Consider the following 23,638-nt stretch of genomic DNA (forward strand, 5'->3'; position numbering starts at 1 on the left):
ATGTGCAATGGACAGTCCAGGGCCGAAAACATTAGGCGGGATTGAGAAGCCAAGACTCTCAGATAATTTCAAAAAAGGAATTTTGATTAGGGATACCCTCAATGAATGTCCCAGGTTGAGATGGTATTCATACTTCCTAAGTAGGATCTCAAATCTCCAAATATCATCGGCCAAAGGCCTCGGATAACGTCTTGAGTCTGGAATGGAAAGCGCTAATCTGTCTGCCTTTCGATATTTAATTAATGCGTCAAAGTCATTTATCAATTTTCGTGTCCTCCAGTAGGGCGTGGCGTTTTCTTTGTGCTCACCTGATATGAATACGTTAACTGAAGCTCTGTGGCCTATCATTCTGCAAATGAAAAGCATACGCAATTGCCTGGAGAATCCTTCGGGAAGCATTACCGTCACCGTAAGGATTCTTAGCATTAGCCATCTCATCATATGTGGACTTATCAGATAAGAGTTTATTCATCCATTCTTTGACCGCCTCAGGATTAGTTCCGACCAATTTAAGCGTACCTGCCGCAACACCCTCTGGCCGTTCTGTCGTATCGCGTAAAACAAGTACGGGTTTTCCTAACGATGGAGCTTCTTCTTGTACACCACCAGAGTCAGTCATAATGAAATAACTACGCGCAGCTAGGTTATGGAAATCAACAACATCAACAGGATCGATTAAGTGAATCCTAGGATGGTTCCCGAGTATGTCCTTAGCTATCTCCTGAACAACTGGGTTTAAGTGAACTGGGTAGATAATTTCAACGTCAGTATATTCTTCTACAATCTCTCGCATTACACGGAAAACCCTTCGCATAGGTTCACCCTGATTTTCTCGTCGATGCATTGTGACTAAGATTACTCGTCTATTCTTATCTATAAGATCCATAACAGCATGATGATAATTATCATGAACTGTCTCCTTAAGCGCGTCAATTGCAGTATTCCCGGTCACAAAGATATTTTCCCTGGGATGATGTTCCATTAAGAGGTTATCCTCTGATTTCGATGTTGGAGCGAAATACAGATCAGACAAAACATCCGTCATCTGCCGGTTCATTTCTTCAGGAAACGGACTATATTTATTCCAAGTTCGCAGGCCTGCCTCCACATGGCCAATCATAGTTTGGTGGTAGAAAGCTGATAGACTAGCTGCGAAAGTGGTTGTGGTGTCTCCATGCACAAGAACAATATCAGGCTTTTCTTGATCCATGATATTTCCTAAATGTAGAACAACATTACTCGTTAACTCATCCAAAGTCTGTCTTTGCTTCATAACATTTAAGTCGTAGTCCGGCGTGATATGGAAAATATTTAAGACCTGATCCAGCATTTGACGATGCTGAGCCGTTACAACAGTGACCTCCTCAAACTCTTCCGTTTGAGATTTCAGAGCTTTTACTACGGGAGCCATTTTAATAGCCTCAGGCCGTGTACCAAAGACGGTCATTACCTTTACCTTTTCTTTCACAATTATCCTCCAATATTATTTTCCCCGTTTGTCAAATCAAGTGCAACACTTAGTGACCAGCTCTTGTCAGCGGTATAGTTCTAAGCCATGTTGGGATAACAGTCACAGGGCCTGAGCCAGCCCATACTGCGTCGAGGGGGGTGGTTTAACGCTGATTGAACAGCCTGTACTTGATCAAGCGTTACTCCCTTCAAAGACTTACCCTTAGGAAAATACTCGCGCAACAGGCCATTAGCATGCTAGTTGGAGCCACGTTCCCAGGGAGAGTACGGGAGAGCAAAGTAAATGTCTGTTCCTTCGACAATCGCTCAGTGCCGCGAACCCTGAGTCATTGTCGAAGGTGATCGTTGTAAATTCTTTGGCACCATATTCATCAATCGCGGCTTGAAGTGCTACCTGGCAGGTTTCTGACCAGTAGTTGGGAAGCATGACGAGAATCTCCGTTCTAGAGTTATCGCTCAGTGAGCGTCATCAGGGCTGGTTCGCTATCGACGCGTAGACCTTTGATCAGATCACTTTCCCAGTGCCCGACGCCGGAACGGTCATCAACGGCCTTTGGCCGCTGTTCTATCGAAGCGCCAAGCCGATGCTTATTCATTCGGGCATGTCGCTAACTAGGATGCTTAACTGGATGGCGCAACCTCATGGGCAGATCGATATTAGTCATAGGCAATAGTCCCTGATCAATACATCGATAGACAATCGACGTAGACGGGCAGCACAGATGTGGAAACTGCATCTGGAAGGCATACACAAAGCTGTCGCTGCTTTGGATACGAGGCCGTTGGCGTAGCGCCTTAACCAAATCCTTGAAGAAGTAGTCACAGAAATCAAGTGGCCCGTATTCATGGCTGTTCAGCTGCGCCCGTTCGTGCCAAGCTTGCGCAGCATCAGCGAAGTACTGAGCATGAATTTGTCTGCTTGAGTTCATGTGATTCACGGCACCACTCCGTAACTCACGACTGATCGTGCTGGGACTGCGATGAAGTTCAAGGGCAAAGCCTCGGCAGGAGAAGCCTTGGGTGTGCATTGCTTCAATAGCGCCTCTTTCATCAAATCCAAGTTGTTGGTAAGAGTTGGTGGTGGTAGTCTGAGTGTGGGTCATGAAGATTCCTCTTTCTTGAAGTTTAATCGCTAACAAGAATAGGTCTTCATGGCCTTTTTGTGCAAATTGGTCTGATAGATCAGGTGTTGCACTTGGATTTTAAATCAGGGCTCTGATTTCATTTTCGAAACAGATCCATTGCCGCGACCTTCAGAATAATTATCTGTCAACTGATTTCATCCATGGCTTATTATTCAAATTGATTTGGTTCTTCCCGCGAGGTCCCCAGTGCGTAGGATATTGCATTTAATATACGCTCTGAAGCCCTTCCATCGCCGTATGGGTTCTTGGCATTTGCCATATCATTATAAGTAGAATGGTCAGATAGCAGCTTTATCATCCACTTTTTAACTTCACTTGGGTTGGTTCCCACCAGACGCAATGTTCCGGCTTGAACACCTTCTGGACGCTCCGTTGTATCCCGTAATACAAGAACTGGTTTCCCAAGAGATGGGGCCTCTTCTTGAACACCGCCTGAATCGGTCATGATAAAATAGCTTCGTGCAGCTAAATTATGAAAATCCACAACATCTAGGGGCTCAATGAGATGTATGCGTGCATGATTCCCCAATATTTGTTTTGCCGCATCCTGAACAACCGGGTTTAAATGGACTGGATAAATAATCTCAACATCTTTATATCGCTCAACAACATCTCGCATAACACGGAAAACTCTGCGCATCGGTTCACCTTGATTTTTCCGACGATGCATGGTTACGAGAATCATTCTCTTACCTGGAGAAATAAGATCCAGAACGGCATGATGGTAGTCGTCATGTACGGTTTCCTTCAGCGCATCAATAGCAGTATTACCTGTAACAAAGATATTCTTTTCCGAGTGATTTTCTTTCAGAAGGTTCTCTTTTGATTGCCTGGTTGGAGCAAAATAAAGGTCCGAAAGTACGTCTGTCATTTGACGGTTCATTTCTTCTGGGAAGGGGCTATATTTATTCCAGGTGCGTAAGCCTGCCTCCACATGCCCTACAGAGGTCTGATGATAAAAAGCAGTTAGACTGGCAGCAAAAGTCGTTGTCGTATCCCCATGAACTAATATGATATCTGGCTCTTCGTCGTCAATAATCTTTCCTAGATGTACTACGACGTTACTCGTCAACTCGTCCAGAGACTGACGTTCTTTCATAACATTAAGATCATAATCCGGCCTTATTTTAAATATCTCAAGTACTTGATCAAGCATCTGTCTGTGTTGGGCCGTTACTACCGTGACCTCTTCGAATTCGTCCTGTCTTAATTTCAATGCCTGAACCACTGGAGCCATCTTAATAGCTTCTGGTCTCGTTCCAAATACAGTCATCACCTTAACCTTACTCATCGTGTACCACCTTTTGATGTAAAAATATTCGTTTGTACGAGCATAATTAAACTCTCTCCCTTTCCCCACAAAAAATATAACCCGAAAAATACCACGTGATTCTTAGCTTAAGGGCTGTAACACGATCTTACAGCCGATCTTTACATGCCCTGCCATTCAATCCAAATCAACAGCCTCAAACGCTGTCGTCACAAGTACAGGCAACCTGTTCAATCAATATACAAAACTACATTCATATTAGCATCACCAAATCTAGCTCTATGAGTTAATTCATTCAATCGTTATCCGAAGGCCTCACTTGAAAAACGCAACTCTCGCGAAATATCGGCATTGTAATGCGCCTATACTAGCACTAAGAAACCAAGAATCACAGATAATATGTCATCGTTACTCGTGGCCCACATGAATTTGTAGCTACTAAAGCGCAATATACACTGCAATATTTTTTTGCAGGTTGTTATTTAAGATGCTTGAATAAGATTATTGATTCTCTCCTTAAGCCACTTAAACGTAAATAATAAATAGAGCAGAGCGAGAGCCACTGAGATAATAGCTGCCAGGAAGAGATTCGCGATAGTTCCGTTCATTACAGTAGCAATACCAAAGAGGACAAGCCCAATAATAGAAACACCTAATACCGACTCAAAGACTCGAGTAAATTCAAAGTCTTCCCTACAGTAGTAAATCTGGATACCGGCAACAACAACCTCAGAGCAAACAGAAGCTGCTGCTGCCCCCATCGCGCTGTAGTAAAATATAAGAGGTAATTCAATTATAATATTAAAGCACGCGCCAATAATAACTGACTTTGTATACTCTGAAATCCTGTTAAGGGGAACCATAAATTGATTTGCTAGTACATTTGAAACGACCATCGGGATTAGCATGAATGCGGCCATCTGAATCACAGGAATCATGTCTTTGAACTTTGAGCCCAGAACTAGTAATACGATCAGTCGAGAATTAGCCTCAACTAAGAATATAACAATAATTATTGCCCATAGAGAAGCTTGCAATATATTAACAATAAATATCCGAATTTTATTTCTCAGCTTCTTAGCATATAGGTTAGTAATCCTCGGCAATATCACAGTCGACATGGCTATAAATAACGAAAATATCATTCTCAATAACTTGTCGCTCGAATCAAAGTACCCAGTAGCTGTTTTCGTGGATAAGAAACCAAGTAAAATTTTGTTCAAGGTCACGTACGCACTGATTGAAGCCTGTGGGATAAAGTAATGTACCGAATGCCTAATCCGTACAAAAATCAAATTCAGTGATACATGCTGCGGCCACCCCACCAGCCTGATCGCAGCCGGCCAAAGTGTGAGGTTAGAGACTAGTGTGGACGCCGATTGAATGAAAACGTAAACCGGTAAATCAGATGGCCGATTCACGAAGGCGAAAACAAGTAGTAGCGATCCTAACTTGACTAGAAAGTTTCGTACCATGAGTATTCGAAAGTTCTCTATTCCTGAGAACAGCCATGAAACATCAAAGAAGCAGGCAACAATACTTATTGAGTAGATGAGCATCAAAGAAATATGTTGCGATATCACAAAGGTTGTAACAATATACACCATCAAGGAGAGAACGCTAGTAAAGAACGAAGCCAGTTCTAATTCCCAGAATACCTTAGATAACCGTTCATGCGAATCTCGGTTCAGAGCTATCTCTCGCTGACCATATGTCGTTATACCCAATACGGCAAACAGAATAAAGTAGGCGTTAATCGCGTTTACCCATGAATTTATCCCGATTCCTTTAGGTAGAAGAACCCTGGACACGTAAGGTAAAGTTATAATTGGTATTATGATAGTAAAGATCTGGTAAGCAGAAGTATATAAATAGTTTTTTATTATTTTTTTCATTTACCGTTTATTTTTTGCGATTATCGATTGTGAAATGCTCGATAACTGGGTGTCAGGTTTGTAATGTTGTTCCTAATTAACCGCTCTCAGGACGCTAGCGTCCTATTCAGGTAACCAACAAATATTGAGATAGGATAGGGGACTAAATCCCAACAGTTTGGTGCCACATTTCAGACTCAACCATTTGCGACACCTTCTTCTCGTCTTAGACCAGCCAGGATTCCGTACCATGAGTTTCTTTCGCGTTTAATAGCAAACCTAAGTAACCGATAGATGGGGAAAAAAATTCGCTGCGGCATAGATCCATTGCGTCGAATAAACAAAAACGAATTCCTATTCAGATAATATGTCAGTAACTTTGACGACTTACCAACGGACTTAGATCCCTCGTGGTATACCCTTGCGTTAGGCGTTGCCGCAACTAGAATGCCCTTTCTCTTAGCTCGTACACACCATTCGGTCTCTTCAAAGTACAGAAAATAATTCTCAGGAAGCTTACCAACAGTCCGAAGTGTTTGAAAACTAAAGAAAATACACGCACCAGAGATATAGTCAGCTTCCATCAATTGTGGTAGTCGACTACGTAACTGTTTATCAAACTGTCTGCCATTGAATTTTAGAACAGAAGTCGCTTTCCAAAGATTAATAGAGGCCCCTATCGATTGAATCTCCACTGAGCCGTCACCCTGATCGGCCTCCAATAAGCAAGGACCAATTACAGCAGGTTTATCATGTGGATATACTCGAACCAAGTTCATAAATGTGTGGTTGGTCACGGACACATCATTATTTAGAATGCAGAATAAATTCAGTCCCTCTCTGCATAAATAATCAAGACCTATATTATTACCATAAGCATAACCCAAGTTCTCACCTGACTCTAAAACCGTTACCCGATTGTCATTATGAAAAGCTCTAGAAAGGTTCTCAACTGAGCCATCTTGTGAATTATTATCAACAATCACTATCCTTGGCAAAACATCCTGCGACTGAAGTACACTCTCGACACATCGCTTTGTTAATTCAAATTGCATGTAATTTAGAATTACTACACCAATTTCTGATCGCATTTCGGCCCTCCGATGCAGACTGTATAATTTGTATTCTTTGGAAAGACTCTAATTGTCAGTACGTTACTACACGTTCAAATCGTGAGAGTTGTACCCAAAGCCCCCTAATATTATATAACTAAAAATAATCTTTAATCACTCTCACGTCAACTGAGCTTGAAGAGACATTTACTTAGTCACTTGTACACAGCTAACTATGATGGAAACCAAACAATGGAACTAAGTATTCTAATAGGCTCTGAAAAATCGACGGCATATGGCTCTAATAAGATTATGAGGAAGCACGCCATGAATCTGTATCCGCAATGCCGGGTATAATATTCTTTCATTTTAGGTCGCACAATTTACCATCATGCCCACCAGACCAAAGAGAGTAATCGCTGCGAATATTCCACAAAGTTCGTACCCGCTAAGTCTAGAATTAACTAACACGCAAAAAACGGCGCGCATAAATCCTATCTCGATATGGACCTTTCCGTCACTCTGCGAGGCCTTTATTTAATGGCTCCAGAGAACCCAACACTCGTGTTGTCTACCTACTGACACTGTTGTGCAAATAGTGCTGTGCTACTACTTATAAGCCCACGAAGTAAAGAACATCTTCATCCTCGCGACAGGGTGGCAGGTTTCTAAAATTCACCAGTCTAATCTCTCTCATCAAACAGAATTAATAACGTCACCCACGTTTCAGAATCAAGTTAGCCACTATTGACGCTACACCGAGAGAATAAAAGACACCAAGTCGACACGACCTGTTATCATTGAAGTTCCGACACAAACAATGAAAGAGGTATCGGCTTGATGCAAGAACAGCTTACCATGTCTCGCCCCAAGGGTCACCATCTTACTGCCGTGGAACGCAGTCAAATTGCCGTCTTACATGCTGAGAAGAAGTCTAATCGTGCAATACAAAGATGATCGTCGTTTGTCGTCAAACGGTGGCTAATGCGCTTGCTCGTGGTGAGATTAATCAGGTTAAGAAAGTTAATGTTCAACGCCAGTACTCACGTATTTACAGCCCTGAGGCCGCACAGGCGCGATATGTTGAGAATCGGCGCCGCTGCCAGCACCCACTTAAGCTTACTCAGGCAGCTGACTTCATCGCTTACTTCACAGCACGCTTCAAGGAGGATGGCTGGTCTCCTTGACACAGTGGTTGGGTGAGCGAAGCGTGACAAGCTTTACCAGCCAGCCAAATGATCTTCACGGCTACGCTTTACAACTATATTGAGGCCCAGCTACTAGAGATCAAGAACATTGATCTGCTCGAGCAAACCATTCGGCGTACAAAACGGAATGCCAATATGACCCACAAGGGCATTCTTCAAGTCAGAAGTATTGATGACCGACCTAGCGAGTCGAGGGCCAACGTGGGTTTGGTCACTTTGAACTCGACACGATCGTAGGCAAGCGCAACGGCCAAGAGAGTGTCATCATGACCTTGATTGAGCGTAAGTCACGCTTCCAGTTTATTCTCCTTATCGACGGCCGTGATACAGATTCAGTGATCTGCGCGATGCGCGGTATCATCGGTGAATATGGAGACATCATCAATACCATTACGGCAGACAACGGCTCCGAGTTTGCTGAGCTTGAATCATGCTGAACGGCGTGGCAACGATCTACTACGCACATCCATACCGGTCCAGTGAGCGAGGTACTAATGAAGTTCACAACAAGATGGTACGCAGAGACTTTCCTAAGGGTCGGTCAGTCACTAAATGTGATGAGCCCCGCCGCTGTAGCCAAAGTCGAAGATAAGATCAACCAACTGCCACGACGCAACCAAGACCTTCAGACCACCGAAGAAGTCTTCAATGCTGAATGCTAGCGAGTCCGGAGAAGAAAAGCCAAGGCGGCCGCGGCTAGCTACCCAATACCATAGATAACAGGTCATCTCGACCCGGCCCGATCCGGGTGGGTAACTTGTTCTTGCAATTTACGATTAAATTTTTGTTCGGAAACTCTTGGATTCAGCATCTACTCACAGAACCCCAACCTCTAATTGTTATTGGTATTCTGACCTTCTTTCTTGCCATTGCTATATGGTCCCTATGTACAATCGTTGATCAATTCTATAGTTTTGTCTTGAAGCGAATCGGCTGGGTTGAGAAACTCCTTAAATTACAAAAGAAAATTACCTTGTTTATCGTGAGACAAGCTGGCCTAAAAGAATATCTTTAATTCAGAATCAAGAAGACATAAAAGTCCAATTTTTTTGGACACCAAAGTGAGCGTCTCAGAACCGATTCTTACGGCTCTGAGGCGCTCGTTTTGGTCATTATCCCTATTTCTGCCCCAGCCTTAGCCAATCCCCAAACGCACTCATCAGCCCATACGGTTCCAGATACAGCGCAGAATCGACCCGCAGGACATCGTCGCCGGGAATTCGCTGTGTCACGACGATGTCCTCCCCCGCTGCCGGGACGATAAGCTGGGCCACCTCGTTCTTGGGCTCGGCCCACATGTCGAGGTACAGGGCGTGCCAGCGGCGGCGCTGGGCGATGAAGCGGGAGCTGACGACGCGGCGCTTTTGGCCAGCGCGGTTAGTAAGGGCGCGCCACTCGGCCTGGTAGTCAGGGAGGGTGAGCATGCCGGCCTGGTAGCGCTCGTCGATCTCCTCGCCGAGGCGCAGGCGCGGCTGGTCGGGGGCCTCGGTTTTCCACCAGCGGCCGAGGTCGAGGTTCTGCCACTGGACGGCGTCGGTGAAGTAGCGGTTGGCGGGGGCGATGATCAGGAGCCGCTGCGGCTCGCCGACGAAGCTGATGGTTTCGCCGATGCGGGCCGTTGATTCGACGAACGACCGGTCAAACAAGAGGTATAGCTTCTGGTTGAGCGGCGGCCGGGTCATTTTAAAGGCGCGGCTGAACTCCCTGGCCGTGGGCTTCTCCGGCGTCGGGTCGGCGTCCGTCGCCACGAACTGGACGAGGTTCAGATCGCCGTAGCGGCGGTCCTGGGTCATCACGGTTTCCGTGCGGCCGCCGGCAATGCGGCCCTCAAAGTAATACGTTGTCATGTGCGGCCTCCTTTTTCCCGTCAAGCGGGCTGACAGACGGCCCGGCTAAGCTTGCCCCGGGATCAGCTTGAGCCAATGGGCGAACTGCTGGTGGCGCTTGGTCACGGTGTCGTAAAGCGCCGGGTCGGTGTTGAGGAGGTCGTCGCCCGGCAGCGTGGTGGTGACGTTCATGGCCTCGCCAGGCGTCGGGATGATCAGCTGGCGGACCTGGTTGGTGTCGTCGTTGCTCATCTGCCGGATCAGGTTCATCCACATCTGCTTTTGCTCAGCGAGTTGGCCGAGGACGCCGCGCGGGGTGACGCCATTCACCTTGGTGATCTGCTTCCACTGGGACTGGTAGGCGCCGAAGGTCAAAAGACCCGCTTCAAACCGGGTGTCGAGGCCATCGGCGATGTGCTGGATGTTCTTGGGCGGGTCGTCCATCCGCCACCAGCGGCCCCGGTCGACGATTTTGGCCCGGGCGATGTAGGCGCGCTGGCGGTTGCTCTGGGTGAGCATGACAATCGGCTGCGGCGTGCCGGCGAAGCTGATCGACTCGCCGATGCGGGCCGTCGACTGGGCAAACGTCCGCGTAAACGGCAGGTAGAACTGCGCATTTTGCGGCGAGCTGGCCATCCGGTCGGCCACTGCGTACTGCTTTTCCGATGGATTATCGAGGTCTGGATCGGCCACGGTGATCGTGATCCGCACCAGGTCGAGCGTGCCCAGACGACCGTCCTTGGTCAGAATGGGTGCTGATTGGCCGCCTGTAATGCGACCTTCGAAGAAATACTTTACCATGGTTATTTGCTCCTCTCGTATGCTAACCATGACTGCTGCTTCTCAACTAAATATGGGGGTGGCGGGGGCAAGACGCCCGCCGGCTGGTCCGCCCGCAGCCAGCTCTCGCGGAAGCGGTGCAAAGGCTCAAGCTGTTTGGCCCGCTGCACCGCGGTCACGGTCTGCTTTTTATCGACCTTGGGCTCGCGGGAAGTGGCATAGAACAACACCTGACTGCCCGGCCGCCGGGGATCCTGGTCCCTGGCCCGAGGCGTCTTGATCCGCGCGCGGGTGAGGACGGAGCGCTGGACGTTGGTCGGGTTGCGGATGACGTACGCGGTCCGGCTGCCCTTAAGCAGGGCCGGCAGCGCTTTGCGGCGGATGCTGAGCTGCTTGTCGTGCACCCGCGCCAACTCTTCGAGCCAGACGTGCTTATCGCGGGCAAAAATGCGATTCTCCGCGTTCTGGAACGCATTCAGGCCGATCTCCCCGGCCTCGTACGCCTCGCGCAGCACAGCCGCACGGGCCAGGTGGAGCGTCATGAGGTAGTACCCGGTGTCGAAGGTAATCAGGCCGTTGCGGTCCACCGCCGCGATGCGCTCGCGGGTCTGGCGGATGATTGGCTGCTGAGTGGCCCGGGCAACGTTGAGCATCACAACCCGCCCCCTTGCCCTTAAACGTTCCCCTAGCGTCCATACCGTATCTTGACGCGCCAGGACTTGGTTGAACTCCAGCTCGATGGGCTGAGCGGGCAGCGGCAGTTCGCCGCCATGCTTATCCCAGAACTGGTCCGCGTAGATGACAATCATCGGCATGAGGACCACGTCGCCGGCAGGGTCGATCACGAACCGGGCGTAGCCATTCATGACCCAACCCTCTACATCGAGAATATTGACAACAGAATTCATTGACATCACTCCTTTGTTTTTGTCAGCGAAATCTTAACCCCCTTAACAGTCAAAAGAAACTAATTCGACTTGTGCAATACTCAACAATAGAATTTGATGTTGGTCGGCCAGTCATCTAAAAACCGATATCACGAAGACCACGACGCGAGAATGCGAGTATGATTGTGAAATTACATTCAAAATAATTTACAAAACTTTGACAATTAAAGTGTTGACAGCGGTTTCATTTCGCGTTATTCTGTACGCGGATGATGGGAGGGCGAGGAAGGAACAACCCCGTCAGAGTCACCCGGAAACTGCCTGACAGTCCAACCCCAGTGATGGGGGAGATCAGGCATGCTGAGCCTTCCGATCGGTTTGGCGACGAAGACCATGTGAATAGCATGGGGTCCTTTCAGGACGCATGACAGGACGCTACTACCACTCCTAACTGAATACAGCGACCCTTGGCGGCAACGACAAGGCGGTAGTAGGCCCGGGCAACCGGGAAAGATAAATCCCCCGGGGGAAACCCCGAGGGTCGGGACACCATTTCGCAAGGGATGGTGCCCTTGGTATGGATTCGAACCGCACTTCCCCCCAAACAAGTGCGTGGCCGCCTTTCCTGGAAATTTCAGGAAAGGCGGCTTTTTGTTTAGGATCGTTTCGGTTGAACATTTCTTGCTTATTTTGCGATAAGGATGGCGTGCCTGCGGCGAGGACCAACCGTTTTCTGCCGCGGCTAAGGCCCTTAAGCGCAGATTGGCCGCGGGCTGCAAACTATACCCGCCATTGGCCTGACCCCGACCGCTCCAGCCTGGTTTAGCCACCCCCATCTGGCCGCTTGTCCCCGCCCATTCCTGCGGGTTTAGCCACCCTATCTGGCCGTCTCACCACTTTTCCAAAAAGGAACCGTTCTCATCCGGCGAAAGTGGCGTGGCGGCTTTCACAACGGGCTTTTCGGTGGTAACCTTAACCGTAAACTTTTTCCCTTGGAGGCCATCATGACAGCGCATCAAACATCCCCGTCCGACCTGGTGCCGGACGCCCACCATCACATGACGATCCACTGGCACAACTTCGTCAAGGACGACGACCTGCTGGTGACGGAGGCCAGCCTGGCCGAACGCGCCAGCATTGTCGGCCGCGTGGGGCTGATGCTGCTGGGCGCCGGGACCGGGGCGTGGCGCGTGCGCGAGGCGATGAACACCGTCGCGCGGCCGCTCGGGCTCACCTGCGCCGCCGACGTGGGGCTGATTTCGATCGAGTACACCTGCTTTGAGCACGGCCACCACTACTCGCAGACGATGTCCCTGCCCAGCAGCGGCGTCAACACGGACAAGCTGCACGCCATGGAGATCTTCGTCAGCAACTTCGCCGAGACGCTGACGAACCTGACTGTCCACCAGCTGCACACCGAGCTAGACAAGATCGATTTGAAAAAAGGGCACTTCTCCCCGCTGCAGGTCGGCCTGGCGTCGGCCCTGGCGTGCGCGGCCTTCGTGTTCCTGCTGGGCGGCGGGCCGATCGAGATGTTCTGCGCCTTCTTCGGGGCCGGCGTCGGCAATTTTGTCCGGCGGCTGATGCTCGACCGGCACATCACGCTGTTCGCCAACGTCTCGGTCGGCGTGGCGGCGGCGTGCCTGACCTACGCCGGCGTGCTGGCGCTGCTGCGGCTCGGCTTTCACGTCGCGGCGGCCCACGAGGCCGGGTACATCGGGGCGATGCTGTTCGTCATCCCCGGCTTCCCTTTTATCACCTCCGGGCTGGACATGGCCAAGCTCGACATGCGGTCGGGACTGGAGCGCGGCATGTTCGCGATCCTCACCATCGTGGTCGCGACGCTCACCGGCTGGGTGGTCGCGATGCTGATCCAGCTGCGGCCGGCCAACTTCCTGCCGCTGGGCCTGAGCTTCTGGCCCCTGCTCGGCCTGCGCCTGGTCGCCAGCTTCTGCGGCGTCTTCGGCTTCTCCCTGATGTTCAACAGTCCGGTGAAAATGGCGACCACGGCCGGCGTCATCGGCGCCCTGGCCAACACCCTTCGCCTGACGCTGGTCGGCTTCACCATGCCAGCGGCCGCTGCCGCCTTTCTCGGGGCGCTGCTGTCGGGGCTGCTGGCGTCCTTGGTCAACTCGCAGAACGGCTACCCGCGCATCTCGCTGACCGTGCCGGCCATCGTCATCATGGTGCCGGGCCTGTACATGTACCGCGCGATGTTCAATCTGGGCATCTCCAACCTCGACGTCGGCGGCACCTGGCTGGTCCAAGCCGCGATGGTCGTCGTCGCCCTGCCCCTCGGCCTCGCCTGCGCCCGGATCTTGACGGACAAGAGCTGGCGGCACGCGGACTGACTGGGAAAATGCTGTTCGCCGCGTTGCGAACGCCTTCGCGTGCCGGCTTGGGGCAACCTCAGACCGGTACGCTTTATGACCAAGCCGACACTCGTTGTCGGCTTTTTTGCGCCGCCGAAATTTGCGCCGATGGTCAGGCGTGGATAACGGTCTCGGGCTTCATGGCCGACTGCATCTGGGCAGCACCGATCGTCCGGGTTGCGCGGCACAAACCCGCGCAGGGGCCGCCAAATCGTGAGACTTACCGACTTTGCGGCCAGACCGACACGACAAATTGACAAATTGGCGCGGGATCAGCGGCAAAAGCCTACCGGAGCGGCATTACTGGACCGCAGTTGAATTTGAGTGGCCGCCAATTTAGCCGAGCCGCGCACCCATTGCGGCCAATTTTAGGAATTCACGTAGCCGCAGTCCCCGCACGGCTTGGGGCCGAACGCTGCACCAATTTGAATATTTATCCTGTGTCTTCCCCGGGAAACGCGGTCCGCCGCACGATTTGGGCGCGCTTTTGCGTGAGGCTCTCCGCTTCCGCAAACGAGGCGTTCGCCTGCCCTGCTTGGCTGCTCCGCATATGTCGAGCCCTCGCCAGCCGCGGTGCTAGAATGGACGCGAGGTGATCACTATGGATCAAGATTGGCTTGCCCAGCTCCCCATCGAGCCGGTGACGGCATTTCAGGGCGTGCACGGCGGCGACGTCAACCAGGCGTATCGGCTGGAGACTGCCACCCGCACACTGTTCCTGCTGGTGCAGCCGCATCAGCCCGCCAGCTTTTACGCCGGGGAGATTGCCGGGCTGAAGGCGTTTGCGGCGAACGGCATCGCGGCGCCGCGCGTGCTGGGCAACGGCACGATCGCTGGCGCCGGCTACCTGCTGCTGAGCTACCTGGCCAGCGGCACCGGGGACCAGGCGGACCTGGGCCGGCTCGTGGCGAAAATGCACCAGGTCAAGAGCCCGACCGGCCGCTTCGGCTTTGAGCAGCCCTACGCCGGCACATCTGTCAGCTTCGACAACGCGTGGACCGAAACGTGGGCCGAGCTGTTCGTCGACCACCGGCTGGACGTGCTGGACCGGGCGCTGCGGCGCAAGGGCCTGTGGGACGCGGCGGACCACGCCCAGTACGTGGCGGCCCGAGCGAAAATCGTGGCCGCGCTGGCGGCGCATGAAAGTAGGCCCGTCCTGCTGCACGGCGATTTGTGGTCCGGCAACTTCATGTTCACGGCGGATGGGCAGCCGGCGTTGATCGACCCGGCCGCGCTGTACGGCGACCGCGAGTTCGACCTCGGCATCACCACCGTGTTCGGCGGCTTCGACGCGCGCTTCTACCAGGCCTACGCGGCGGCGCTGCCGCTTGCGCCCGGCGCGGGCCAGCGGCTCGACTTTTACCGGCTGTACCTGCTGATGGTGCACCTGGACAAGTTCGGGCGCAGCTACGCCCGGCCGGTGGCGCAGGTGCTGGAAAGGATCACTGAGAGGTAAGGCTGCGGAGGGTTCGCGCACTTAGCCCGACAGCTAGCCTAGCGGAGCGCATTGAAGCCGCACTTTGGCTTCGAGGCGCTCTGCGTAGCTAGATGCTCGGGCGTTGCGAACCCGGAGCGCGACTACGCGACTGCGGGACAGCTGCCGATTCACGGAGTCGTGCTCCGGGTTCACACCCTTTTTTGAAAGCGGCTTCTGGCAGTGCTTTAATAGAGGCAGCGTGTATTCGGCGCATTAACTTTTCTTGGAGGCAGAGACATGACTGTTTTTCCTAAAGGATTCTTGTGGGGCGGCGCCATTGCCGCGAACCAGGCGGAAGGGGCCTGGCAGGCCGGCGGCAAGGGGCCGTCGATCAGCGACGTGACGCCACACGGGCTGGGCGGCGAGGTCGACCCAAAGCCGCTACCCGGCAAGTACTACCCCAACCACGAGGCGATCGATTTTTACCACCGCTACCAAGGCGACCTGCAGTACATGCAGGAGATGGGGTTTAACTGCTTCCGGACGTCGATCGCCTGGAGCCGCATTTTTCCTGACGGCGAGGAGGCCGAGCCCAACGAGGCCGGCCTGAAGTACTACGACGACCTGTTCAAGACGATGCACGAGCTGGGCATGGAGCCCGTCGTCACCATCAGCCACTACGAGACCCCGCTGGCGCTGCACGACAAGTACGGCGGCTGGACGGACCGCCACCTGATCGACCTGTACGAGAAGTACTGCCGGGTGCTTTTTACCCGCTACGGTAATATTGTTCATTACTGGATGACATTTAATGAAATGAATAATACGCATACCATCCCCTACGCAGCCGCGGCGATCGCCGTCTCCGGCGACGCGGACCACAAGACGGCGCAGATGTACCAGGCCGAGCACAACATGTACGTGGCCAACGCCAAGGCGGTGCGCCTGGCCAAGCAGCTGATGCCGACCGCGCACATGGGCATCATGCTGTCTTTGAGCCAGGCCGCGGTGTACCCGGCGACCTGCGCGCCCAAGGACGTGTTCGGCGCCATGCAGCTGCAGCGGCGCACGTTCATCTCCGCGGACGTCCAGCTGCGCGGCGCGTACCCCGGCTACGCCAAGCGGATTTTCCAGGAACACAATTTTCAATTAAAAATGGGGCCGGATGACCTCCAGCTGATCCATGACTACCCGTCCGAGTTCCTCGGCTTCTCCTACTACCGCTCCTCGACGTATGCCGATGGCACCCCGATCTACGGCGATACCGGTGGCGTGGTCGGCCGGCCGAACCCGTACCTCAAGGCCACCGACTGGGGCTGGCAGATCGACCCGCTCGGCCTGCGCTGGATCTGCAACCTGGTCCAGGACCGCTACAACTGCCCCATGTTCATCGTCGAAAACGGCCTGGGCATGAAGGACAAAGTCGAGCCCGACGGCAGCATCCACGACCCGGCACGTGCCGCCTACCTAAAGCAGCACGTGCGGGCCATCGGTGAGGCGATCAAGGACGGCTGCAACATCATGGGTTACACCTGGTGGGGCCCGATCGACATCGTCTCCGCCGGCACCGGCCAGATGAGCAAGCGCTACGGCTTCGTCTACGTCGACCGCGACGACGCGGGCCACGGCACCCTCGCCCGCAGCAAGAAGGACAGCTTCGAGGCTTACAAGCAGATCATCGCCAGCAACGGGGAGTCGGTGTTTGACGACTAGCCGTTTCGCTTGGCAGCCGGTATGCCATCAATGGCTAAATGGCTACAGCTGAGCAGATGAAAAGATGGCGCGGCCGCTTCCCGGAAAAGGAAGCGGCCGCGCTGTCTTTGCGTCTAGGTGAAGTAACAAATGACGGGATACTGGCTGACTCTCGCCCAAACTGGCGAGTTAGCTTGTTATTTCATCCCGAAACAGGTTACTGCCTTAACCATCTTGCAAAGCCTCGCTACCTGCCGTCGCTCTAGGTATCAGTCCGTCTCAAAACAGGGTGTATAATCCTCTAAACGGTTGATTTCAGCTACTTTATTTTTAGTAAATCAATTGAACTATTCCGCTCTTATACATATAATGAGGTCGTTAGATAGGCATTAACATATTTATTTTTAAGAATTGACTTTGGAAGGGTGGGATTCATATGCTTGGAGATTTTCGTAAGCTCTCAAAGCGTAATCCGTTACGCCAGGAGCCTGAAATTGCTTCACGCGTTAAGTTGTTCAAGGGTAAGGGCGTTTGGTTAACGTCCCTGGTCATCGCAGTGGGTGCTGCGATGTCAATTCAGGGCCAGTCCGCCCAAGCTGCCACCACTGGCGCGGCCGCCAGCGAGCCAGCCATCGTGGCGACCGAAAGCGCCCCTGCCGCCTCGGATGCGGCGGAGCAGCCCGCGAAGGCCGAAGACGCTACCGCTGTAGGTACAAGTGCGGATAAGGCGGACCAGTCGGATGAAGGTAGCCAGGCGGATGCGACGACCGCGGCGGCCAGCGCTGCGAGTGATTCCGTGAAAACCGCGGACACCACACCAGCCCAAAGCGCTGTAAAGGCCAACGTAGATGAAGCAAAGACGGCCGAAGTGGCACAATCGACTGCACCAGCGGCAACTGGTGCGGAGCCTGCCAAGGAAGCCGCAACACCGAGTACCGCGAAGCCGGCGGAAGCGGAGACTGCCCGCCTGGAGACGACAGCCCAGACGCAACAGTTCAAGACCGCGGTGGACCCAGTTTCAGCAACGTGGCTGAATTCGCTGACCTGGACACCTGTAAATCCGTCAGCAGGAGACTCGTACCCGACACTATCCAAGTCAATCACAGACAGCGACACGACGTACACTTTCACCGCTTTCAGTGGTCCTATTCCAGGAGTAATCGATACTCAAGAGAGCGCACCACTAATTTATAACACGGTCGCAGATGACACGAATTCGAACTACGCCTATGGTTACGCTTTTCGTAACCCAACTTCTTTTACGACGACCAGCAGTTACTATCTGCGAGACTCTACTGGCAAATATGTGCGAGTACAACAGCCGGTACAAACAAAGGCAACATACTACGCGGGTCAAGGCTCCGATGGTAAAGAATACATCCGCAAAGATATTAGTGACGAGGATGTAGACGGGAATGGTAGCGTAGGCATTACGGAGATTCTCTCAATTGATGCTAGTGGCGCATTTAACCATACTGTGTTTGTAACAAATAACGGCAAGACACCGATAGAGAATGTCAAGTTTGGGACCCTCCTCGACACTGCAATCACGACAATCAACAAGAGCGACAATACTGTCTCTGGAACCCCTGATGATGGTGTTTCAGTTTATGCGAATGGTGATGGTTCGGCTTACCTCACTAACATCAGACCAGATAATCCCGCTGGCTTAACCCTATATTTAACGCCAACCGACAACGATACTCTGATCGCAGGGCGCTGGCCCGGCTATATAACAACTGATATGTTAATGCAAACGCCAGCTTCAGGTCACGTTAATGGAGATGCGTTACACAGCCCTGCAATGGACGAAGCTGCAGCTGCAGAACTGGCTGGCGGCTGGACGGGCCCAGATTCAGCAATTGAGTATGAGACGCCAAAACTTTCGCTGGCTCCAGGCGCAACAACTTCGTACTCTTACAGTGAACACCTGTACATTCAACAAGTCACCCAAGGGACCATCACCATCAAGTATAAGGCCGAGGATGGTACTCAACTTAAAGCTGATACCACTGTCGGCGGGGCTGCCGGTTCTCCCTTCACTTTAACGACCGAAGACAAGACCATTGCTGGTTATGATTACGATCGGACGGAAGGCAACGTCACCAGCTTTACCAAAGGCTCACAAACTGTCACGTTGTTTTTCAAAAAACAGGGGTCAACAGAGACGACTCAGACTGTCACACAGCAGTTCCAGTATGTGGACGATGGTAAGGACGGCGAAAATGTCGGCGATCCAGTATCAGAGACCGGTAAGACAGGTGAAGCCAAGACCTATACCGCTACCGCACCTGCCGGATATATCCTAGCCGATGGTCAACAGGAGACGATTGATTACACCTTCAAACCGGATTCCCCTGTAATCGACATCCACTTGGCACATGACATTGTGCCAGTCACCCCAGAGGATCCGCATGACGCTGATCCAAAGGCGTTTAGTGCAACGGCCACTCGGGTAATCACTTATGTTAATACCAGCGACTCAACTAAAGTGCCTTCTCCGGCAACAAAGACACAGACTGCCACTTTAACACGGACTGGTACTGAAGACCTGGCTACCAAAGAGGTTACCTTCTCTAATTGGTCAACTGGCACCGTTGAGGCCGTGAATAGTCCAGAGGTTGCAGGCTACACTCCGGATAAGGAAACTGTCCCGACGGCGTCATTTAGCACCCCAGATGTCGATGGCCAGCCAAGTGCTACCGTCAAAGTCACATACTCTGCTACGGATGAGACACAACTCTTCCAGTATGTGGACGATGATAAGGACGGCGAAAATGTTGACGATCCAGTATCAGAGACCGGTAAGACAGGTGAAACCAAGACCTATACCGCTACCGCACCCGCAGGTTATGTCCTGGCTGATGGCCAAAAGAGCGCGATTGGTTACACCATTGCGCCCAATGCACCTGTAATCAAGATCCACTTGGCACATGACATTGTGCCAGTCACCCCAATGGATCCGCACGACGCTGATCCAAAGGCGTTTAGTGCAACGGCCACTCGTGAGATAGATTATGTCAACAGCGACGACCCGACTAAAGTGCCTTCTCAGACAACAAAAACACAAACTGCCAATTTAACACGAACTGGCACTGAGGACCTGGCGACCAAAGAAATCACCTTCTCTGATTGGTCAACCGGTACCGTCGAGGCTGTGGATAGTCCAGCGGTTCCAGGTTACACTCCAGATCAGCAAACCGTCCCGACGGCGTCATTTAGCACCCCAGATGCCAACGGCAAACCAAGTGCTACCGTCACCGTCACATACTCCGCTACGGATGAGACACAACTCTTCCAGTATGTGGACGATGATAAGGGCGGCGAAAAGGTAGGCGGTCCGGTGTCACAGACCGGTAAGACAGGCGAAGCCAAGACCTATACCGCTGCTGCACCCGCAGGTTATGTCCTGGCTGATGGCCAAAAGAACGCGATTGGTTACACCATTGCGCCCAATGCACCTGTAATCAAGATCCACTTGGCACATGACATTGTGCCAGTCACCCCGAAGGATCCGCATGACGCTGATCCAAAGGCCTTCAGTGCAACAGCCACTCGTGAGATCAAGTATGTCAATAGCGACGACCCGACTAAAGTGCCTTCTCCGGCAACACAAACCCAAACTGCCACTTTAACACGGACTGGTACTGAAGATCTGGTAAGCAAGAAAGTTGTCTTTTCCGATTGGTCAACCGGCACTGTTGAGGCCGTGAATAGCCCAGCGGTTGCAGGCTACACTCCAGATCAGCAAACTGTCTCAGCAGCGTCATTTAGCACCCCAGATGCCAACGGCAAACCAAGTGCTACCGTCACCGTCACATATACTGCCGCGGATGAGACACAACTCTTCCAGTATGTGGACGATGATAAGGACGGCGAAAAGGTAGGCGGTCCGGTATCACAGACTGGTAAGACAGGTGAAGCCAAGACCTACACCGCTACTGCACCTGCGGGATATGTCCTAGCTAAGAGTCAAGCTGACAAGATTCCTTACACGCTCGCACCAAACGCTCCAGTAATCGACATCCACTTGGCACATGACACCGTGCCGGTCACCCCACAGGACCCACACGATGCCGATTCGACAAAATTGACTGCTACGGGCACCCGAACCATTAACTATGTCAAAGCTGATGGTGGCGAGACGGTATCAAAGTCAGTAACCCAAACCGTCACCTTTAGCCGCACAGGGACTGAGGATGCGATTACGCACGAAGTTACGTACAATAACGACTGGAAATCAACCCCAACCGACGCTCAGGTCCCTTATGTAATCAGTCCGTTCGTTAAGGACTTTGCTCCAGACCAGGCGACGATCCCAGCAAGCACGCTCACGAATGGCGAGAACCAAACCGTGACCGTGAAATACTACGAAGTGAAGTTGAGCGACGGCATCCAGACTTGGACTGCCGAAAAGGTCGACCAACCGGATAATCTTTCGGCAATTCCGTACACGCTTGTCCCTGAAGGCCCGGACGGCGAACCAATCGGCAACCCAATTCATCTCGTCGGCAACCCTGGCGAACCGGTTTCCGGAGAAAACATCCCCAACTTCCCTAACACAGGCTACGATCTTGTTCCTAACCAGCCGCTGCAGGTACCAAGAACCCCGAATACGCCGGTACCGGTCAAGTACAGCAAGACCGTCACCAAGGTCGATGTGCCGCTGTACGCTATCAGCTACACCCTGCAGCCTGAAGGCCCGAACGGCGAGCCAATCGGTAACCCAATCCAGCTCGTTGGCAACCCTGGCGAGCCAGTTTCCAAGGACAACATCCCTGATTTTCCTGGCACCGGTTATGATGTTGTTCCTAACCAGCCGCTGAAGGTCCCGAGCACGCCGAATACGACAGTGCCGGTCGAGTACAGCAAGACCATCACCAAGGTCGACGTGCCGCCGTTCGCCATCAGTTACACCTTGCAGCCTGAGGGCCCGAACGGCGAGCCAATCGGTAACCCGATCCATCTCGTCGGCAACCCTGGCGAACCGATTTCCAAGGAAAACATCCCTGAATTCCCTGGCTCCGGTTACGATCTTGTGCCGAACCAGCCGCTGAAGGTGCCAAGCACGCCGAATACCACGGTGCCGGTTGAATACAGCCACACCATCACCAAGGTGGATGTACCGCCGTTCGCCATCGCCTACACCCTGCAACCTGAAGGCCCGAACGGCGAGCCAATCGGTAATCCGATCCAGCTGGTCGGCAACCCTGGCGAGCCAGTTTCCAAGGAAAACATCCCTGAATTCCCTGGTTCCGGTTACGACCTTGTGCCGAACCAACCACTGAAAGTGCCGAGCACCCCGAACACCACCGTGCCGGTTGAATACAGCCACACCATCACCAAGGTCGATGTGCCGCCGTTCGCCATCGCGTACACCTTGCAGCCTGAAGGCCCGAACGGCGAGCCAATCGGTAACCCGATCCAGCTCGTCGGCAACCCTGGCGAACCGATTTCCAAGGAAAACATCCCTGAAACTCCTGGCTCCGGTTACGATCTTGTGCCGAACCAGCCGCTGAAGGTACCAAGCACGCCGAATACCACCGTGCCGGTTAAATACAGCCACACCATCACCAAGGTCGATGTGCCGCCGTTCGCCATCAGCTACACGCTGCAGCCTGAAGGGCCCAACGGCGAACCGATCGGCAACCCGATCCAGCTCGTCGGCAACCCTGGCGAACCGATTTCCAAGGACAACATCCCTGATTTTCCTGGCTCCGGCTACGACCTTGTGCCGAACCAGCCGCTGTATGTCCCAGGCACGCCGAATACGACCGTGCCGGTCAAGTACAGCCACACCATCACCAAGGTCGCCGTGCCGCCGTACACGATCCCGTACACCGTTCAGCCTGAGGGCCCGAACGGCGAGCCGATCGGCAACCCGATTCACCTGGTCGGCAACCCTGGCACCCCAATCAGTGCCGGCGACCTGCCAGACATTCCGGGTTACACGGTGGTACCGAACCAGAACCTGACCGTGCCAAACGAGCCGGGCGCATCGCTCATCGTGGCCTACACCACGACCCCAGAAGGAGCAACCACGCCTGAAGGCAGCCTGGGCGGTGACACCACGACGCCTAAGGGCTCGCTGGGTGGTTCTGTCACCGTGACGCCGGAAAGCACCGTGGGCGGCACGCCTGCCCAGGGCGCCGCTGGCAGCAATGCTAACGGCAGCGCGCTGACCGGGCTGAACCAGCCAGCTGGTCGGACCGCCGGCAAGACCCTTCCTCAGACTGGGGACGCCCAGCACGCAGGAATCGCCGCCCTTGGGATCGCCCTGCTCGGCTTGATCGGCCTGGGCGCCCTGGCTAAGCGCAAGGCCTAGTCGGACAGCCAGTTTTAGCACTCCCTATTTTTCCCCCTTAAAAAGGCTTCTCGAGAGCAGTTTCTCGAGAAGCCTTTTGCGTTGGGTAGTACTGGTGGGGGATGTCGATAATGTCACAGTGGCGTGTCAACGATTCGATGGACCAAAGTGACATGGTCCAGCCTCCAGAGGTTAAAGCATAGCTGTCTTCTCGTGAAGACACTGGTCGTAATGCCCGCTGGCGCCTATCATTTCGCTCATCAACTAATGCATCGATTTCCCAAGTTGAGTGTAGCAACCGCATCGATTTACCACCCAAAGGCAAGCAGGATTCCGGCAAG

Annotated in this window: 11 protein-coding genes and 3 pseudogenes; 5 read left to right on the forward strand and 9 right to left on the reverse strand. The window is 52.8% G+C overall.

Annotated features, from left to right (window positions below):
• Positions 1 to 322: 322 nt before the first annotated feature.
• From wecB (EKM85_RS08650) to EKM85_RS08670, 6 genes and pseudogenes are all read right to left on the reverse strand, one after another.
• The gene (gene wecB, locus EKM85_RS08650) at positions 323 to 1,447 is read right to left on the reverse strand and encodes a non-hydrolyzing UDP-N-acetylglucosamine 2-epimerase (RefSeq protein ID WP_125586004.1); all 1,125 of its coding nucleotides are present in this window, start codon (positions 1,445 to 1,447) and stop codon (positions 323 to 325) included.
• A 101-nt stretch (positions 1,448 to 1,548) separates the two neighbouring features.
• A pseudogene (locus EKM85_RS08655) lies at positions 1,549 to 2,573 on the reverse strand (IS30 family transposase).
• A 190-nt stretch (positions 2,574 to 2,763) separates the two neighbouring features.
• Positions 2,764 to 3,906 carry a non-hydrolyzing UDP-N-acetylglucosamine 2-epimerase gene (gene wecB, locus EKM85_RS08660; protein WP_125585976.1) on the reverse strand — a complete coding sequence of 381 codons (1,143 nt, stop codon included), beginning with the start codon at positions 3,904 to 3,906 and terminating at the stop codon, positions 2,764 to 2,766.
• Between the two features lie 461 nt (positions 3,907 to 4,367).
• Positions 4,368 to 4,793, reverse strand: coding sequence for a hypothetical protein (locus EKM85_RS11745; protein WP_449824222.1), 426 nt, complete (start codon positions 4,791 to 4,793; stop codon positions 4,368 to 4,370).
• Positions 4,794 to 4,985: 192 nt separating this feature from the next.
• Positions 4,986 to 5,780, reverse strand: a pseudogene (locus EKM85_RS11750) (oligosaccharide flippase family protein); the annotation flags it as partial.
• Positions 5,781 to 5,956: 176 nt separating this feature from the next.
• Positions 5,957 to 6,850: a glycosyltransferase family 2 protein gene (locus EKM85_RS08670; protein ID WP_125585980.1), complete on the reverse strand. Its 894-nt coding sequence runs from the start codon at positions 6,848 to 6,850 to the stop codon at positions 5,957 to 5,959.
• Positions 6,851 to 7,651: 801 nt separating this feature from the next.
• Here EKM85_RS08670 and EKM85_RS11755 point away from each other — a divergent pair.
• Positions 7,652 to 8,681 (forward strand): annotated as a pseudogene (locus EKM85_RS11755) (IS30 family transposase).
• A 456-nt stretch (positions 8,682 to 9,137) separates the two neighbouring features.
• Here EKM85_RS11755 and EKM85_RS08680 read toward each other — a convergent pair.
• The 3 genes from EKM85_RS08680 to EKM85_RS08690 are packed head-to-tail and all read right to left on the reverse strand — an operon-like array spanning position 9,138 to position 11,533.
• On the reverse strand, positions 9,138 to 9,866 hold the full coding sequence (locus tag EKM85_RS08680) for a hypothetical protein (RefSeq protein ID WP_125585982.1): 729 nt from the start codon (positions 9,864 to 9,866) through the stop codon (positions 9,138 to 9,140).
• A gap of 45 nt (positions 9,867 to 9,911) precedes the next feature.
• On the reverse strand, positions 9,912 to 10,646 hold the full coding sequence (locus EKM85_RS08685; RefSeq protein ID WP_125585984.1) for a hypothetical protein: 735 nt from the start codon (positions 10,644 to 10,646) through the stop codon (positions 9,912 to 9,914).
• Positions 10,647 to 10,648: 2 nt separating this feature from the next.
• Complete coding sequence (locus EKM85_RS08690) at positions 10,649 to 11,533, reverse strand: hypothetical protein (protein ID WP_125585986.1); 885 nt, start codon at positions 11,531 to 11,533, stop codon at positions 10,649 to 10,651.
• Positions 11,534 to 12,516: 983 nt separating this feature from the next.
• On the opposite strand from EKM85_RS08690, the gene EKM85_RS08695 reads away from it, so the two are divergent.
• From EKM85_RS08695 to EKM85_RS08710, 4 genes are all read left to right on the forward strand, one after another.
• On the forward strand, positions 12,517 to 13,863 hold the full coding sequence (locus tag EKM85_RS08695) for a threonine/serine exporter family protein (protein WP_125585988.1): 1,347 nt from the start codon (positions 12,517 to 12,519) through the stop codon (positions 13,861 to 13,863).
• 622 nt (positions 13,864 to 14,485) lie between these two features.
• A complete protein-coding gene (locus EKM85_RS08700) occupies positions 14,486 to 15,340 on the forward strand; it encodes a fructosamine kinase family protein (RefSeq protein WP_125585990.1) in 855 nt (284 codons plus the stop codon).
• Positions 15,341 to 15,598: 258 nt separating this feature from the next.
• Positions 15,599 to 17,014, forward strand: coding sequence for a glycoside hydrolase family 1 protein (locus EKM85_RS08705; protein ID WP_125585992.1), 1,416 nt, complete (start codon positions 15,599 to 15,601; stop codon positions 17,012 to 17,014).
• Between the two features lie 547 nt (positions 17,015 to 17,561).
• Complete coding sequence (locus tag EKM85_RS08710; RefSeq protein WP_164510725.1) at positions 17,562 to 23,318, forward strand: mucin-binding protein; 5,757 nt, start codon at positions 17,562 to 17,564, stop codon at positions 23,316 to 23,318.
• Positions 23,319 to 23,638 lie beyond the last annotated feature (320 nt).

The organism is Lacticaseibacillus jixianensis, from assembly GCF_003946485.1.
Lineage (GTDB): Bacteria > Bacillota > Bacilli > Lactobacillales > Lactobacillaceae > Lacticaseibacillus > Lacticaseibacillus jixianensis.

What these genes read in the sequence shown, in the direction of transcription:
- wecB (WP_125586004.1), bottom strand. Translation starts at nt 1,447, where the DNA reads ATGACCGTCTTTGGTACACGGCCTGAGGCTATTAAAATGGCTCCCGTA.
- wecB (WP_125585976.1), bottom strand. Translation starts at nt 3,906, where the DNA reads ATGAGTAAGGTTAAGGTGATGACTGTATTTGGAACGAGACCAGAAGCT.
- EKM85_RS11745 (WP_449824222.1), bottom strand. Translation starts at nt 4,793, where the DNA reads ATGCTAATCCCGATGGTCGTTTCAAATGTACTAGCAAATCAATTTATG.
- EKM85_RS08670 (WP_125585980.1), bottom strand. Translation starts at nt 6,850, where the DNA reads ATGCGATCAGAAATTGGTGTAGTAATTCTAAATTACATGCAATTTGAA.
- EKM85_RS08680 (WP_125585982.1), bottom strand. Translation starts at nt 9,866, where the DNA reads ATGACAACGTATTACTTTGAGGGCCGCATTGCCGGCGGCCGCACGGAA.
- EKM85_RS08685 (WP_125585984.1), bottom strand. Translation starts at nt 10,646, where the DNA reads ATGGTAAAGTATTTCTTCGAAGGTCGCATTACAGGCGGCCAATCAGCA.
- EKM85_RS08690 (WP_125585986.1), bottom strand. Translation starts at nt 11,533, where the DNA reads ATGAATTCTGTTGTCAATATTCTCGATGTAGAGGGTTGGGTCATGAAT.
- EKM85_RS08695 (WP_125585988.1), top strand. Translation starts at nt 12,517, where the DNA reads ATGACAGCGCATCAAACATCCCCGTCCGACCTGGTGCCGGACGCCCAC.
- EKM85_RS08700 (WP_125585990.1), top strand. Translation starts at nt 14,486, where the DNA reads ATGGATCAAGATTGGCTTGCCCAGCTCCCCATCGAGCCGGTGACGGCA.
- EKM85_RS08705 (WP_125585992.1), top strand. Translation starts at nt 15,599, where the DNA reads ATGACTGTTTTTCCTAAAGGATTCTTGTGGGGCGGCGCCATTGCCGCG.
- EKM85_RS08710 (WP_164510725.1), top strand. Translation starts at nt 17,562, where the DNA reads ATGTCAATTCAGGGCCAGTCCGCCCAAGCTGCCACCACTGGCGCGGCC.